The 15,591-nt window shown below is 48.1% G+C and carries 8 protein-coding genes; all 8 read right to left on the bottom strand.

Features of this window, described 5'->3' with window-relative positions; translation table 11 throughout:
- Window positions 1–2 precede the first annotated feature (2 nt).
- Window positions 3–1,133: an ATP-binding protein gene (locus TY03_RS07650; RefSeq protein ID WP_004291480.1), complete on the bottom strand. Its 1,131-nt coding sequence runs from the start codon at window positions 1,131–1,133 to the stop codon at window positions 3–5.
- A gap of 301 nt (window positions 1,134–1,434) precedes the next feature.
- Window positions 1,435–2,040, bottom strand: coding sequence for an RteC domain-containing protein (locus TY03_RS07645; protein ID WP_004304269.1), 606 nt, complete (start codon window positions 2,038–2,040; stop codon window positions 1,435–1,437).
- 238 nt (window positions 2,041–2,278) lie between these two features.
- Entirely contained in the window at window positions 2,279–2,701 is a 423-nt protein-coding gene (locus TY03_RS07640; protein ID WP_004291474.1) for a dihydrofolate reductase family protein, read from the bottom strand.
- Window positions 2,702–2,980: 279 nt separating this feature from the next.
- Window positions 2,981–4,303 carry a sigma-54-dependent transcriptional regulator gene (locus tag TY03_RS07635; protein WP_004291471.1) on the bottom strand — a complete coding sequence of 441 codons (1,323 nt, stop codon included), beginning with the start codon at window positions 4,301–4,303 and terminating at the stop codon, window positions 2,981–2,983.
- Window positions 4,296–6,614 (bottom strand): hybrid sensor histidine kinase/response regulator, encoded by a 2,319-nt coding sequence (locus TY03_RS07630; RefSeq protein ID WP_004291467.1) that lies wholly within the window; start codon window positions 6,612–6,614, stop codon window positions 4,296–4,298. The genes TY03_RS07635 and TY03_RS07630 overlap by 8 nt, the downstream gene beginning before the upstream one ends.
- Complete coding sequence (tet(Q), locus tag TY03_RS07625; RefSeq protein WP_004291466.1) at window positions 6,614–8,539, bottom strand: tetracycline resistance ribosomal protection protein Tet(Q); 1,926 nt, start codon at window positions 8,537–8,539, stop codon at window positions 6,614–6,616. The genes TY03_RS07630 and tet(Q) overlap by 1 nt, the downstream gene beginning before the upstream one ends.
- Window positions 8,540–9,196: 657 nt before the next feature.
- Window positions 9,197–15,013 (bottom strand): N-6 DNA methylase, encoded by a 5,817-nt coding sequence (locus TY03_RS07620; protein ID WP_004291462.1) that lies wholly within the window; start codon window positions 15,011–15,013, stop codon window positions 9,197–9,199.
- A complete protein-coding gene (locus TY03_RS07615) occupies window positions 15,003–15,455 on the bottom strand; it encodes a DUF1896 domain-containing protein (protein WP_004304266.1) in 453 nt (150 codons plus the stop codon). The genes TY03_RS07620 and TY03_RS07615 overlap by 11 nt, the downstream gene beginning before the upstream one ends.
- Window positions 15,456–15,591 lie beyond the last annotated feature (136 nt).

Genomic DNA, 15,591 nt, shown 5'->3' with positions numbered 1-15,591 from the left:
GATTATACGAACTCCAAATAATTCTCCCGATTTACCACATGAAACTCGGCATAGGGATAGGCTTCTTGGAAGGCTTTCGGTGCGGCCGGCATTTTATTTCCCCACTTGAACTCCAAGGCGGTAAGACTGTCGGCACTCTCCTCAATCAGGTCGATTTCCTGTTTGTCGTAGGTGCGCCAGAAATAGAACTCCCTGTGCAGTCCCTCATTGAAGTTCGCTTTGCGCCGCTCTCCGATGATGTAGTTCTCCCACAGCGCACCGACATCCTGCCGAATGGCCAGCGGTGAGAAAGCCCCGATAATGGCATTGCGAATGCCGTTGTCGTAGAAGTACCACTTGCCAGCTTTTGTAACCTCCTTGCGTAGGTTACGCGAATAAGCCCCCAGACGATAGATAACGAAGACCTTTTCCAATAGGTCGAGGTATTTTTCAACGGTCGTCTTGCTCATGCCGAGTTGTTTACCTAACTCTTCGTAAGAAACTTCGCTGCCCAACTGAAAAGCTATCAATCGCAGTAGATCGCGCATCTTGCTCGAATTTTTTAAGCCGTCAATTGCTAAGATATCTTTAAGCAGGTATGCACCGACAATATCACGTAGGTAGTCTGTTTTACGTTCATAGTTCTCCATCATTACTACTTCGGGATAGGAACCGTAAATCAAGCGCGCTTCGAGGTTCTGGCGGGTTTCAAGTGCCGTTTCCGTCTGTGCGATTTCCCGTTGCGAGAATGGTGTAAGGAGAAATTGCGTACTGCGGCCGACCAACGGTTCACCAGTCTTATTCAGCAAATCGAATGACGAAGAACCACTTGCCAAGACACTTATTCCCGGTATTTCATCAACTATCAACTTCAGAATACTACCGATTTGTGGTATGTTCTGTGCCTCATCAATAGCCAGCAAATCAATACCATCCAATAAATGCCGATAATTGGCTATTGAGCGATTCTCCAATAGTGCTAATGTGTCGTAGTCTTCGCCGTTGAGCATCATCGTCCTACCTGAATAGTTGTCCACAATTTTACGCATCATTACCGTTTTACCAACACGGCGAGCACCAAAAATCAGTACTGCTTTATTGGGCGCGATTCGTGCTGTAATCTTCTCTTGAAGTATTCTATTTACTGTTTCCATACCTTATAAAATATAATGCAAAGATAATCATATTTTTTTAATTGGCGAATTTTACAAAAAAAACGGGCTATTAAATGGCGATTTTTACAACCACAATCTTATGGAAGTTGTTTCATTGTTTTTAGTAATGATATATGTTCATACTATGATGACTCAATAATTTACCAGACATACGTTTCTGAAATTTGTCCTTATAGGAATGAAAAACTCACATATATTGTGCTAATTAATATATAATTAAATGAAAATAAAAAGACAGGATACGAGTATTCCTGTCTTCTCATATGTAATGGATATTTTTTTATTTTCTCATCCGCTCCAACTCCTCATCACGCAACATTCTCTCGTTCAGTTTTTCCTGCATCCTGTCAATGAAATAGGTGCGGCTTTCGTTCTTCCGGCGTTTGATATCAGTGTAGAAGCGGTAGCAGTCTTTAGAATCAACCCCGAATATCTTATAGAGAAGTGGGGCGAGCTGTTTGAGCGGCATATTGCCGTTGTTGATGCAGCCCATCACGTCTATGCCGTAGATAAGTTCCACGAGGTCGATGGCATTGCCCGTCCATTGAAGAAGGCTGGCGGTGGTTTCTGTTGCGTTGTTGGCGGATATTAGTGGTGGCACTTGGGGCGTGGCAAGGAATTTCTGCATCTTTCTTACGAAAGACAGAGCCTTGCTGACGTAGGCGGCAATCTCTCTTTTTTCTTCTGACAGATTACGTACGGGATGGTGCTGCAACTCGATTTCGATGTAGGCAAGCGCGATGACGGTAAGGTTCATGTCCATGCCGCCGTTGCACAGTTCGATCACTTGGGTGGCGAAAGCCGTGTATGCCGTTTCCATATTGCAGTCGCCGGCTTCGTTTATCAGGCGGAAAAAGTCGGTTTCCGCCAGCAAGAAATAATTCATGGTTCTGTCAATTTTGAAAATTACACTTTGTTTTCTGCGTGCGCACATGAATATAATTGGCAAAAAACGCGGCAGAAAATAAAAAATCCAACACTCAATTTTACAAAGTGCTGGATTTCAGAGGTATAAAATTCAGTATTTTTTCACAAGGACAAATTATCTCCGACTTAAATTGTTTGTAATCGGAACATTTATTCTATTCCTGAAAATAGAAATGTATGCTTGCCGCACATTTTGGCTATCTTGCTTTTTTATCAAGGATATAGATAATGCGACATACACCGTTGGGATAGCTTTTCAAAGAGGAAAGCGTCCAGTGTTGCTCTGGCAGAGCCGACTTAAAAAAATGTCGTCCGCTTCCGGATATGAAAGGAACGGTGTATAGTATGATTTCATCCACAGCGTGCATCCGCAGCAGTCCGTTTATATAGTCTGCCGTGTCCGGTGTGGCTTCCGCGAGGTAACGGATGTTTGTGCAGTCTTTTCTCCATTCGTGCAGCATTGAAATGGAATAGTCCGGTGTCACACGGTAAAAGGCTTTCTTCCTGATTTCATCAAGACCGCAACGGTCAAGGCACAAATCCTGATGTGCTTTATCATATAACTCTGAAGAAAGACATCCGTCCATCGTCAGTACGGCGAGAATCTGAACTTTACCCATAATCGTTTCCTTTCGTTAGGCAAGGGTAAAAAAGTAGCGTGCAATTCACACTACCTTCAAGCGATGGCTCTGGTAAAGCCTTTACGGAGAGTACGTGAATGCACGCTATGCGTAAGCATAGCATAAGCATCACGCAATCGTCTCCGTAGTTCCAATTTACCAGATTTTCGCTTGAAACGCCTTGCGGTCTTATCCTATATGTTGGCGGCGAAAAGCTCCTGCCAATCGCCGTTTTTCTCAAATGTTATGCAAAGATAGCCAAATTCAGTGAATTACGGGCTATGATTGCTTGAATTTATATTTAAGTCCATACTCTTCAAGTTTGCTGTATAGTGTTGTCCTGCCTATGCCGAGCAGTTCTGCGGCGACACTCCGGTTGCCGTTTGCCTGTTTCAACGCACGCAATATCCGCTCCTTATCCTCCGCGTCATTGCGCAAGGCGAAGCTGACAGTAGAGGTCGGTTTCGTCACGGCAAGTTCCAGATGCTCTTTCATGACAACACCTTCCTGCGCCTGCAATACAGCACCCATAACTTTCTGCCGAAGTTCCCGCACGTTGCCCGGCCATGCGTGTGTCAGCAACGCTTTACGTGCTTCGGAACTGAACCCGCTCACGCTACACTCCAGCTCTCTGTTTGCCATATCACGGAAGAACTCTGCCAGCGGCATAATGTCTTCTTGACAGTCACGCAACGGAGGAACGGTTATCCCGAAGTCGTGCAGGCGGTACAGAAGATCCTGCCGAAAACGCTTTTCATTCACCGATACCTCCAAATCTTCATTGGTAGCAGCGATGATGCGGACATTGAAATTCCGGTCTGCCTTGTCTCCGACCGGGCGATACCGCCTCTCCTGTATGGCACGGAGCAACATCTGTTGGGTTTCCAACGCGAGGTTTCCTACCTCGTCCAGAAACAACGTGCCGCCTTCCGCCTCATGGAAATATCCTTTCTTGGCATTGTCCGCACCTGTAAATGCACCTTTGACGTGTCCGAAGAAAGCCGACGGTGCAAGCTCTTTGGAGAGTGAACCGCAGTCCACCGCCACAAATGGCTTGCCTGCACGTTTGCTCTTGTCATGCAACAGGTGGGCAATATGCTCCTTGCCCGTGCCGTTCTCACCAAATATCATCACGCTCATATCGGTGGCGGCTACCAGCCTTATGCGGTGCATGATTTTCTGAAAGGCGGAACCTTCACGGGCGAATATAGGCATACGGCGTTGTCCTGCCTGACGTTCTTTCAGTATGGAACGGATCAGGGGGACAAGTTTATCCTCCACAAGCTGTTTGGGAATATAGTCTATCGAGCCGAGTTTCATGCTTTCCACGGCGGTATTAACTTCGGCGTAGTCGGTCATAATGATGAAGGGCTGCATCTTTCCCTCCTTTCGCATCCAGCACAAAAGGTCTATGCCACTGCCGTCAGGCAGACGCAGGTCGGCAACCACGATATCATTATCTGTTGCCTGTTGCAGATGTTTCTTCGCGGTTGAGAGGTGGTAAGCCTTCATATTGCGGTAGCCCTCCCGTGACAGCATATTGCAGACATATTCGCAATACACGATGTTGTCTTCCACCACAATTATTTTTGTCTTATTCATCTTCGTATTTTCTCCTTTCCTCTTCTGCCAACCGTATTATTTCCACTCCCTTATCCAGCACGGCAGTCACGGCATGGCTTAACGCTTCACCATCCGGGAGAGCATCGCCACGAAGCAATCCGTAAAGTACATTCAGCGGTTGGTCGGCACGGAGCACCTCCCACGAACTGCGCAGGTGGTGGATCAGGGAATCCAGCTTTTGCAGGTCTTTTTCTTTTGCTGCATCCCGTACCGCCTGCATTTCCTTTTCTGTTTCAGTTATCAACTTTTCCAGCATGACGGCTTCATTGCCATAGGACAATAAGGCGGAAAAGTCCGGTTTCCCGTCCGGTGTCGCTTTTATGGCACACCTGTCGGAAACCTCCATCAGTTCCGATATGGAGAACGGTTTGAACAGGCATCCGGCAAAGCCTTTTGCCAATAGTTCCCCTTTGTTACAACTGCCCGAAGCGGTTGCCACAACCACCGGGATTGTTGGTGAATTGCCCACGTTGGACGAACGCAACAGTTCCAGCAATTCGAAACCGTTTATATCGGGCATATTCAAGTCTGTCAGCAACAGGCTGTATTCTTTCTGGCGTATCATTTCCATCAGTGCCGCAGCATCGGTGCAAGTGTCGCAGTGTATTCCTTCTTGGGAATACATCTCTTTCAGCATCAGAAGTAATACCTCATCATTGTCAATGGCGACAACATCATGGAATTTATTGTTATGATAAACAGGTGTATTGCTTGTATATCCAAGCTGTTCTTCAGCTTCCTGCATAGAAATTTCAACTGTGAAACGACTGCCTTTCCCTTTCTTGCTGTCTAAACGGATTGTTCCGCCAAGCATCGACACAATATTACGCATTATGGCAAGCCCAAGCCCGAAACCCTCCTTTGCGGCGGCATTTGATAGACGTTCAAACGCACCGAACGCTTGTTTCTGTTCCTCTTCTGTCATGCCTGTACCTGTATCTTCAACGACCAGTGTCAGAACTCCATTATCATATTCAGTAATCAAAGAAACACCGCCTTCTTCTGTGAACTTGACAGCGTTTGACAGCAGGTTATTCCCGATTTGTATTATTCGCTCTTTGTCGGTCAATACAATGGCATCGTGTCCAGTCTTCACGGACAAGGACAGCCCTTTGTTCACGGCAACAGGCATGAACTCCGTTTCAAGTGTGTGCGTGATTGCTGAAATCCGGCAGGGTGACAGACGGGGCTGTTCCTTGCCGTTGTCCAGGCGGAAGAAGTCAAGCAAAGTGTTAAGCATATCCCGCATACGGTCGGAGGATTGCAGTATGTTTTGGATATACTGCCCGGACTTATCCTCACACTGTTCTTTCCGTATCAGTCCGGCATAGCCTGTTATTGCTGTCAGCGGTGTGCGCAGTTCATGGGTGATAGTATGTACCGCCTTCTTCCTTGACGTTATCAGTGCCTCGTTCCGTTGTACGGATTGTTCCAGTTGCCTTATCAAATCAGTTGTCTTGTGCTTGTATTGTTTAATGCTTTTTGCATCACGATGTATGATGATGTAGGAAATTAACAACAATAGAAGAACGAATCCCATTAAACCGCCTACTTGCATAAATGACTTTTCACGCATGGCAACTATTTCGTTTTCCCGGCTTTGCAGTTCGGTTTGTACCTTTTCTTCTATTTGGCAAATCAATTCTTGCAGTTGTCTGTTAAGTTCTGCATTACGAGCTGCAAGGCTGTCGGCTTGTTCCGACAATTGGCGATCCTGCACTTTCTGTTCGCTGATTACGTTTCTATTGACCGAATGAAGGATAGTGGTTGATACTGCTGGAGTTACTTCCTTTTTTTTGCCGAATATGCCTAAGAAACCTTTTCGTTTTGGCTTTTTGGACTGTTCCTGCACACTTTTCTGTACAATAACCGGAATTTGATTGGCTATCTTCTTGTTAATAGATTGTTGTTCATCCATTAACCGGACTATCTGGAACATCTGTCGTTCCTTATCCTCTAAAAGACTGCGCACACTATCGATGCGCTCTGCTGGATAGGTGGCCTTGAAACGGCAGAGCATACTGTCCATTGCCATACGCCGTGCATGGTAATGCTCGATATCTTTATCGTTCCATTCCAGTATTGTTTCACCCAATAGAGAAAATTTTATCATTTGAATATTGATATTGTTTATTTCTTTTCGGAGCTCGTCTATTTTTTTATTGCCAAGTTCTAATGCTTCTATCTCCTGCCATTCATAGAGGCTATTATATGCCATACATCCGATAAGAATGGAGATAAGTATATATCCCAACCGTATTGCCTTATAGAAATTTCCTGACCGCTCCATTATTTTAATGACATTGATTTTTGGAACATGAATAAAAGTTTATCTTTTTCGTTCATGCGGATATTATCAGAATAACCGTCTTTTGTTATTTGATACCCACATGGCTTAACCATAAAAATGCCTAAGCCCTTAGTGTACGAACTTACTTCTGAGGCATAGTCTTTACTTGTATTTAATGGAACTTTCCCTTTAATATGACACCACTCATTATTACAACTGATGTCTTCAATCTCAGACATCAGTTTTTGCAAATCTGTAATAGCTTTGGAACTCGCTACTTGGGGTATCTGCAACTCAAAACAGAGCATCGGTTCGAGAATGTCCACACCTGACTGTTGCAAAGCCAGCCTGAAGACATAAGGGGTCAGCTGTCTGAAATCAGCAGGTGTACTTACCGGGCTATAATACTCGGCTTGAGTAAAAGTTACTTTCAGATCTGTCACTTCCCATCCATGTAAACCAGATTGGCAAGACATACGAATCCCTTCAAAAACGGCATTTTGAAAAGAATGGTTCAGATAACCATAGGAGATGTCACTTTCGATTTGCAACCCTGCCCCTAACGGTAAGGGTTCAAGAGTCAGCCCTATTGTGGCCCAGTAAGGGTTGGGTGGTACTTCGATCTGAATAATCTTATTGACCTTTTTTATAGGTCGTTCTTTGTAGATAGTCTTGATCTCATCAAAATGGACCTTTACGGAAAATCGTTCTTCCAGCAATGTCTGTATGATTTCCTTTTGGGTCAAACCATATAACGAGATTTCCAATTCATCACTATATGAGTTTATGGAAAAGGACAAAGACGGGTCTTCAATCCACAATGTATTCAGAGCGGATATCACCTTGCTTCTCTCTTCGGGCTTATTTGGCCGGACGGAGGATTTGAGAGCGGGATGCTGATGAGATAATCCTTGAATCAAACAAGGTTTAGCACCTAAATAATCTCCGATTCGAAAATCTTCTATATCTTCTACAATCGCGATATCATTGGCACCCACTTCATCAACATTTATCTCTCTGCCCTGATAAATAGTCTTTAGATTTTTAATCTTGATGAATTTTTCCGAATCGTTGATTCTTACAACGTCTCGAAGTCTCAGACTTCCGTCAATTATTTTAAGAAAACTTCTTTTATGCCCTTTGGGGTCATGCTCTATCTTATAGAGATAAGCTGAAAGTCTGTTTGAGACTGATGCCGGAGGAAGTATAAAAGAAGAAATGGCGTCCAACAACTCATTGATACCGATATTGAACATTGCTGATCCATGTAGCACCGGATAGACTTTGGCTTTTGCCACAAGAGCGATTATCGTATTCCAATAATCAGCCGGTGAAATTTCGCTATCCGCCAAATATCGTTCTAATATATCGTCGTCATGGTTGCATACAAATTCTTTGTATTCTTCCTTTATATATGTTTGGGAGCAAACCGGATAAACCGATCCATCGACAACAGTTTGCATAAACAGGACATCTTGCGACAGATTTGTTTTTATATCCATATACAAACGCTCCAAATTCACACCGGCACGGTCAATCTTATTGATAAATATAATTGTCGGGATTTGCAGCTTTTGTAAAGTACTGAACAGCAACTTTGTCTGCGCTTGTATGCCTTCCTTTGCGGATAAGATGAGGACTGCTCCATCAAGCATTTTGAATGTCCGCTCCACTTCCGCAATAAAATCCATGTGTCCCGGAGTGTCAATGATATTGCATTTCACTCCATTCCAGATAATAGATGTCGTAGAAGCCCGGACAGTAATTCCTCTACGTTTCTCTATATCCATAGAGTCCGTTATGGTGTCACCATTATCCACACGGCCGCACTTTTCCGTTGCTCCACTGGCAAACAGCAGATTCTCGGTTACGGAAGTTTTTCCTGCATCAATGTGAGCAAGAATTCCTAAATTTATAATATTCATTTGGATTAAGCAATAATATACTACAGTAGATGCATTGTCGAAACGCACCTTTTAATACCTCCTCGTAGCATATGAGAACTACAGGATTACTAACTCGTATTAATATGTATATTATTACTGCCGCATAACGATTACAAAATTACACAAAAAAATATATCTAACAAAAGTGGGAGGATTTTTTAACTTTTTACCATAGACATTTTATTAGGGAAGCGTAGGTTCAACTGGCAAGTACAAATAAGTAGAAATGTTTGAACAACACCGTTTTAGGAAGTTGAAAAATCAAGTTTCTCTCTCGGTATAGCGTTTATTTTGGCCAATATCTTCTTTAGTTTAGCATTTGTGTATTTCCCATTCGTGTTCTATTTAGCTCCTTATTATGAGTATGTAGCAAGTTACTTATCAAATTCAGCCTCTTTGAGGGTCAAATATGGTTTTGCAAATGGTGACTGACAAGACATAAACAAGGTCAGCAGGAATTTTTTACATAAATGGACATGAATGTATATAACCTAAAATAAGAATAAATTTTAATAAGGGCTGCCCAAAAAGAAAAAAATGCAGTTGCCATCCTATAGATACTTGCAGAAAGGATAAAATTTACTTTTAGACCTTTTGGGATAGCCCTTATTAATACTTCAGATAAAATTCCTTAGGTTATATTTTCAATCCTTTGGACCGGGTTTCCTCCTTGGCATACAGTCCCGGACGCCCGATTATGACATGGTTGGCAACGATACTATCCGCCGGACTGCGTATCTGCGGCGGTGCATTTTCGGGATATTGCGCCTGCCTGTTCCTCACATCTTCCGCTTCCGGCTTGAGCTGTTGCCCTTCATTCTCCTTTTCTGCGACTTCGGGCGTGGGTGGCGCAAGCTCCAGCTGAATTTTTCGGTCAAGGGCGGCAAGTTCGGACTTCAACTGCTTCAGCTCGTCCTCCTTCTTCCACACCTTACCCGCTATCTCCTGTAACTGCGGTATCTCCATCTCCAGCACCTCGTTCTTCGCCTTGTACTGGTCGATGATGGAGGGTATCCTCTCCATCGCGTTGAGGAAGTTGCGGGCGGCGGCCAACGGGTCAGCCATCGCCAGATGCCCGTTGTTGTAGGTGTACTTGTAGTTCCCCTCGACCACGAAGCGGTTGTCGGTGAACTCCAATCCCTCTTTGAGTATCCTTTCGCTCACCACCTTTATCGGAAAACCGTAAAGTTCACCGACCTGCGTGTACAACCCTCCGGTCGTGGCATTCTTGGCTATCTCCTGCAAACGCTTTCCGATGACCTTCTCATCGGCGGAATCCACTCCGTCCACCTTTATTATATTAAGGCGGTTGCCCTCCTTGTCGGTCTGCACCACCGACAGGAAGCGGTTCCAGTCCTCCGTCATGGCATCTATGAAAGCCGTGTTGTTGCGCAACTCGCCGGTCTTTGACTCCAGCTTGAACTCCGAATCACGCTTGCCCTTGTTGAACGACTTGCGTTCCCCTTCGAGCGATGCGATCCGCTTTTCCAGTTTCGCCTTGTCCAACAGGTCGGTATTGCCGGAGAGCAACGCCATGTATTCCGAGAAATTCATGCCCGATTTTTCGTCCATTGCCCCCTCGTCGATGGTACGCGCACCCATCGCACCGCTTTTGAGCTGGCTTATGAAAGTCTGCTTGCAGTGCAGGAGGTTGAACTTGTAGCTGTCCAGTGACTTCTCCACCGCGTAGATGATTACATCCACGTTGTTCCCGGCGAAATGTTTGGCAATCTCATTACCTGCCCTAACTCCGCGTCCGTCACGCTGTTGCAAGTCGGACGGTCGCCACGGCGTATCGAGATGATGGATAGCCACACACCGTTTCTGGGCGTTCACACCCGTTCCGAGCATAGAGGTAGAGCCGAACAGCACACGCACCGTCCCGGCGTTCATGGCGTCTATCACCGCCTTCCGCGCCTTGTCGGTCTTGCACTCCTGAATGAAGCGCACCTCGCTTGGCGGTATACCGTAGTCCTCCGTCAGTTTGCGCTTGATTTCCGAATAGACGTTCCACCCGTCGCCCGGCTGGTATGTCCCCAAATCAGAGAAAACGAACTGCGTGCCTTTCTGGGCGTCGTATTTTTGATAATACTCCGCGATCATCTTGGCACAGTGACTCGCTTTGTTGTCGGGATGATCTTCGTAATTCGGGTCTATCATGCGCATGTCGAGTGCCATTTTCCGGGCATAGTCCGTGGCGATGAGCATCTTCGCCTTTTCTTCCGTTTCCGAAAGCGGCAGCCTGCCCAACAAGGTGGCATCGCCCGTCTTGGCGAACTGCATCAGTTTCTGTATGAAGTCCTCCTGTTCCGGCGTGGGCGGTATATGGTGCAGTATCTCGTTCTTGGCAGGACGGTCAACGCCCACATCCTCCGCCGTGCGGTAGTCCGTGATTTCATTATAGAAGGCGGCAAGCTCCGGCACTTTGATGAAGTAGCGGAAACGCTCCTTCTGGACCACATTGTTCGTCACGTTAAATTCAAAATCCGTCGTCTTCTTGGCAAATATCGCCGCCCAAGCGTCGAAACACCTTATGTCCTGCCGTTCCAGCTCCTTCGGGCGCAGGTACTTGAACAGCAGGTACAATTCAGTCAGTGAGTTGCTGATAGTCGTGCCGGAGAGGAAGGTCGCACCCAAGTCTTTTCCTGTGCGCTCCTGTATGGTGCGTATGGCAAAGAGCATGTTAAGTGCCTTCTGGCTTCCCTCGCTGTTTCCCAATCCCGCCACACGGTCGTGGCGCGTGTTGAAAGTCAGATTCTTGAACTGGTGGCTCTCATCTATGAAGATGTGGTCGATGCCCATCTGCTTGAAATCCACCACGTCGTCCGTGCGTGACTTTATGGCGTGTTCCACCTTCTCCAGCTTCGCTTCAAGGTTGTGCTTGCGCTTCTCCAATCCTTTCAGCATCGCCCGCGACACGTTCTTTCCCTGCTGCCGTAGCACTTCGAGGTTTTCCTCCACCGTGTCAAGCTCTGCTTGCAGGATGCGCTGCTGCAATTCCGGCGACTGCGGTATCTTGCCGAACTGGTCGTGCGACATGATGACGCAATCGTAGTCGTTGTTCTTTATATTATTGAAGAAGCGCACACGGTTGGCGGTCGAAAAGTCCTTCTCCGAAGCGTACAGAATACGTGCGTTGGGATATGCCGCCTGATAGGTGGCTGCAATCTCCGCAACGTTGGCTTTCAGCCCGATAATCATCGGCTTGTGTGCCAAATTCAGACGCTTCATCTCATGCGCGGCGATGCACATTATCAGCGTCTTACCGGTTCCCACCTCGTGGTCGCAAATTCCGCCGCCGTTCTGTTTCAACATCCAGACGCAATCCATCTGTGAGGGATAGACGCTCTTGATACCCCGGCTTGCCAGCCCTTTCAGGTTGAGGTCGGGAAAGGTCTGATGGGAGCCGTCGTAGCGCGGGCGCACGAAACAGTTGAACTTGCGGTTATACATCGTCACAAGCCGCTCCTTGAACTGCGGCGACTGCTCTTCGAGCCATTCGGAGAAGCCGTTTCGTATCTCGTCAATCTTGGCGTTGGCGAGTTGTATTCCCTCGCTGTCGCGCATCTTGATGTCGTTGCCATGCTCGTCCTTGCCGATGGACTTCATCATGTCAGGGCAGGTGTTGTGCAGGGCGTGTTTTAGGAGGTGCATACCGTCATAGTTCCGGTAATACCCCTTCACCAGAAACTCGTCCGTGATTTTCATGGTGCGGTAGCCGCACACCACCGAAAACTCGTCCATGCTTGCGGAATAGGCGATTTTCACCTCCGTGTCGAACAGCCGGCTCATGTAGGCGGCATAGACACCCGTCGGAATCCAGCGTTCCCCGAAATTGAAGTCCAGATCCTCGAAGGCGATGCGCTGCGGCTCGGCATCTTTCAGAGCCTCCAACGCCTGCTTCACCTCCGGCATACGCTCATTTTCGGGATTGTCACCCATCCATGCCTCTATGCGTTCCGCTTTCTCTATGACATTTCCGGCGATGAAACGGTCTTTGATTTCGTAACCGGTCACGAGCGGATTGTAGTAGATGCGCCCTTGCAGGGCAGTGAGCAAATCCTCCGCCGTGCTGTCGGTTATCTCCCGCATATAGTCGAGATTGACCGTACCATATTTGTTGAGCGACGCAGACAGGGCTTCTTCGGGAGAGCCTACGTTGGCATGGCTCTCCACCGCGAAGGAAACAGGATGCTCGAAGATGTCCGCCTTGACGAACTTTCCGTTTTCCATCCGTTCCAGCGAAAGGATGTCGCGCCCGCCCGCATCCATCATCACTAACTTCACGTTCTGCTTGGCGTTGAGGTTGCCGTAGCGCATGACAAACTCATCGTAACAGGTATTCAGATGCTCTCGCCACGGAACATTTGCCTCGCGCCGGAGCGATTCATAACGGTACAGACGCTCGTAGGCGTCACGCAGCGACACATACAACAACGCCTTTTCCTTCTGGTATCCTTTCAGGTCGAGCGGCTGGAATGTCGCCCCGTATGGCGTGATGTCTTTCAGGTAGCCGATGTTATGACGCCCCCGGTCAGCCACCAGCGACCCTTCGCGCAGGTGCATCTCCGGCGTGCGGTGGTAGGCACGCGGAGAAAGGTCCACGACTTCCTCCTTCGGCTTTTCCGCTTCGATGTCGGGGAAAAGGAAAGTCCCCACCGCTTCCGATGGGGTATCTGTAACGGCAGGTGCGGCGACTGCCTCCGGCTGTGTTTCCTCCTGTCGTGGCTGCTCACGGGAAGTTTCCGGCACGGCTTTCACTTCCGTCTTTTCCGCCACTTGTTTCTCGTTATGCTGCCTTGCCAGTTCCCGAAGTTCTTTCCTACGCTCCGGCGTCAAACCCATCATCATTTCATAGAAACCGTTGATGGGAGGATTGGTATCCCAGTCCAGTGTGGCATAGATGTCGTCCGGGTCGGCAGGCTTGGCGGTGTTCTCCGCTTTCACCTCCTTATTCTCCATTGCGGGTTTTGCAGTTGGAGCTGTCGGTGTAACCGTGACTTTCGGTTTGGGCGGAGTGGACTTTGCCGTAACTGCCTTTTTCACCGTCTTTTTCTTTTTGGAGGTTTTCGGTTGGCTGACCTCTTCCGTCATCCCCCAGAGGTCAAGCAGGGTGAGCTGCACGCCTGCGGAATATTGCGGGCGCGGTTCTATCTCCGGCTTTTCATCTGCGGGTTGCGGCTTTTCTGTCGGAGTTTCCACCGTCTGCGCCGAGGATACTGTTTCCAATTTTATGGCAGGACGCTCTACTTTATTTTGAACGGCAACTTTTTCTTCCGTTCCTGCCTGCCGGATTGAACCCGAATACAAGCGCATGGCAAGCCTGTAATGGAAATCCTCGTCGAGCATACGGCGCAAATCCCCGGCGATGCCTGCTGCCTTGCCCTCGTGCAGATAAACCATAGCGGGCTTCCCGTAGGGGTCTGTGTCAAGTTTCGCCATCGTATGCACGATGCGTTCCGGGTGGTGGATGAAATAGGCGTTGTCGGTCAGGGCGGTTTTCGTGTCCGTCTGTATCACGGTCATCAGCCGCTCGTCCTGCGACATTTCCTTCTTGCTGAGGTTCTTTTGCAGGACAATCAGGTCACTGCCCACCTCCGTGCCCGCGTTGTCCGTGAACAGGTTGTTGGGCAGGCGTATCGCGGATACCAGATTGGCCTGACTGAACAGCTCGTTACGCACGGAGGTCTTGGTGCTATTCAATACCCCTTGCGAGGTGATGAACGCCACGATACCGCCGTCACGCACGGCATCCAGTCCTTTGAGAAAGAAATAGTTGTGGATGGTTTTCTGGGCGGAGCGTCTGCCGAAAGAGTCGCTCCGCTGAAACTCCGCGTCGAACACGGCAATGTCACCGAACGGAATGTTGGACACCGCCAAGTCGAAATAATTGTTGAACGGTCTTTCGATTTTCTCAAAACCGCAGGTGCGCATTTTCTGGTCGGGATAGAGATGCCTCAAGATTGTACCCGTGAGCAGATCCTTCTCGAAAGCCATCACATCCGCATTGGGGCTGTGCCGCAGCATGGAATCCACGAACACGCCGACACCTGCCGACGGTTCGAGCATACGGGCGGGGCGGACGCTGTAATCTGCCAGCACGTCCGCGATGGTGTCGGTTATCTCTTTGGGGGTGTAGAAAGCGGTCAGCACGGACGCTTTCAGCGAATCCACAAACCGCTTGTACTCTGTTTCGTCCTTGCTGTTCTCACGGATAAGCCTGTGCAGCTCCACCGTCGGGGCGAACAGTTCGAGGTCGGATTTCGCCCACCGGACGGCATCCGTCAGTTCCTTTGCAGGGTTGAGGATACATTTCAGACCGCCGAAACCGCAGTACCTTTGAAGTATGGCACGCTCTTCGGTTGTCGCTGTCCTATTTTCCCTGTCAAGGATGAATGCCGTCCGTATCGCCTCGATGTTGTCCCGCAGTTTCTGTTTGCGGTTAAACGCCATATTCGTCTAAGTAAAGGACGGTTGCTCCCGTCAGCTCCGTGTAGAGCAGGTCGTAATCGGAAGACAGGGCGAAATTGTCATCCGAGAGGTCATAGACGGAGAACACGTTGCCGACAAGCGGCAGCAGTTTCAGGACAAAGGCTTCACGCTTCTCTTCCGGCACTTCATCGGCAAACTCGTTTTCCACGACTTCGCGGAGGATGGCGTAACGGGAATAATGCAGCCCGCGCAGCAGCGTGTCCATCGCCAGTTCCTGCGCACCATCGGCGGGATAGCCTTCAAGCCGTGCCCTCTCATACGTTTCGGCGGCACGGTCGGCCCGTTCCCGTATGAAAGCGGTGTCGTCAGCCTGTTCAAACTTGTTCGTGCGGAGATAGTCCAGCAGGTACAGACCGTAATAGGAAAAGTCGGTCTGACCCTCGTTTTTCTTCTTGTTGTTCATTACTTTGGATTTAGCGGATTGATAATTAACGGGATAATCGGTTGGAAAAAGGAAGAAAAAGGCACTCGGTATCCCTCCGAGTGCCACCACTAAATCCAAAGTATGAGTGTAATCCGGTATCGAAGAACAATTCATT

Source organism: Bacteroides neonati (assembly GCF_000499785.1).
Taxonomy (GTDB): Bacteria; Bacteroidota; Bacteroidia; order Bacteroidales; family Bacteroidaceae; genus Bacteroides; species Bacteroides neonati.
This window is presented reverse-complemented; position numbering and strand designations above follow the sequence as displayed.

Bases quoted from the DNA above. Each gene is read 5' to 3' on its own strand.
- TY03_RS07650 (WP_004291480.1), bottom strand. From the start codon at position 1,133: ATGGAAACAGTAAATAGAATACTTCAAGAGAAGATTACAGCACGAATC.
- TY03_RS07645 (WP_004304269.1), bottom strand. From the start codon at position 2,040: ATGAATTATTTCTTGCTGGCGGAAACCGACTTTTTCCGCCTGATAAAC.
- TY03_RS07640 (WP_004291474.1), bottom strand. From the start codon at position 2,701: ATGGGTAAAGTTCAGATTCTCGCCGTACTGACGATGGACGGATGTCTT.
- TY03_RS07635 (WP_004291471.1), bottom strand. From the start codon at position 4,303: ATGAATAAGACAAAAATAATTGTGGTGGAAGACAACATCGTGTATTGC.
- TY03_RS07630 (WP_004291467.1), bottom strand. From the start codon at position 6,614: ATGGAGCGGTCAGGAAATTTCTATAAGGCAATACGGTTGGGATATATA.
- TY03_RS07620 (WP_004291462.1), bottom strand. From the start codon at position 15,013: ATGGCGTTTAACCGCAAACAGAAACTGCGGGACAACATCGAGGCGATA.
- TY03_RS07615 (WP_004304266.1), bottom strand. From the start codon at position 15,455: ATGAACAACAAGAAGAAAAACGAGGGTCAGACCGACTTTTCCTATTAC.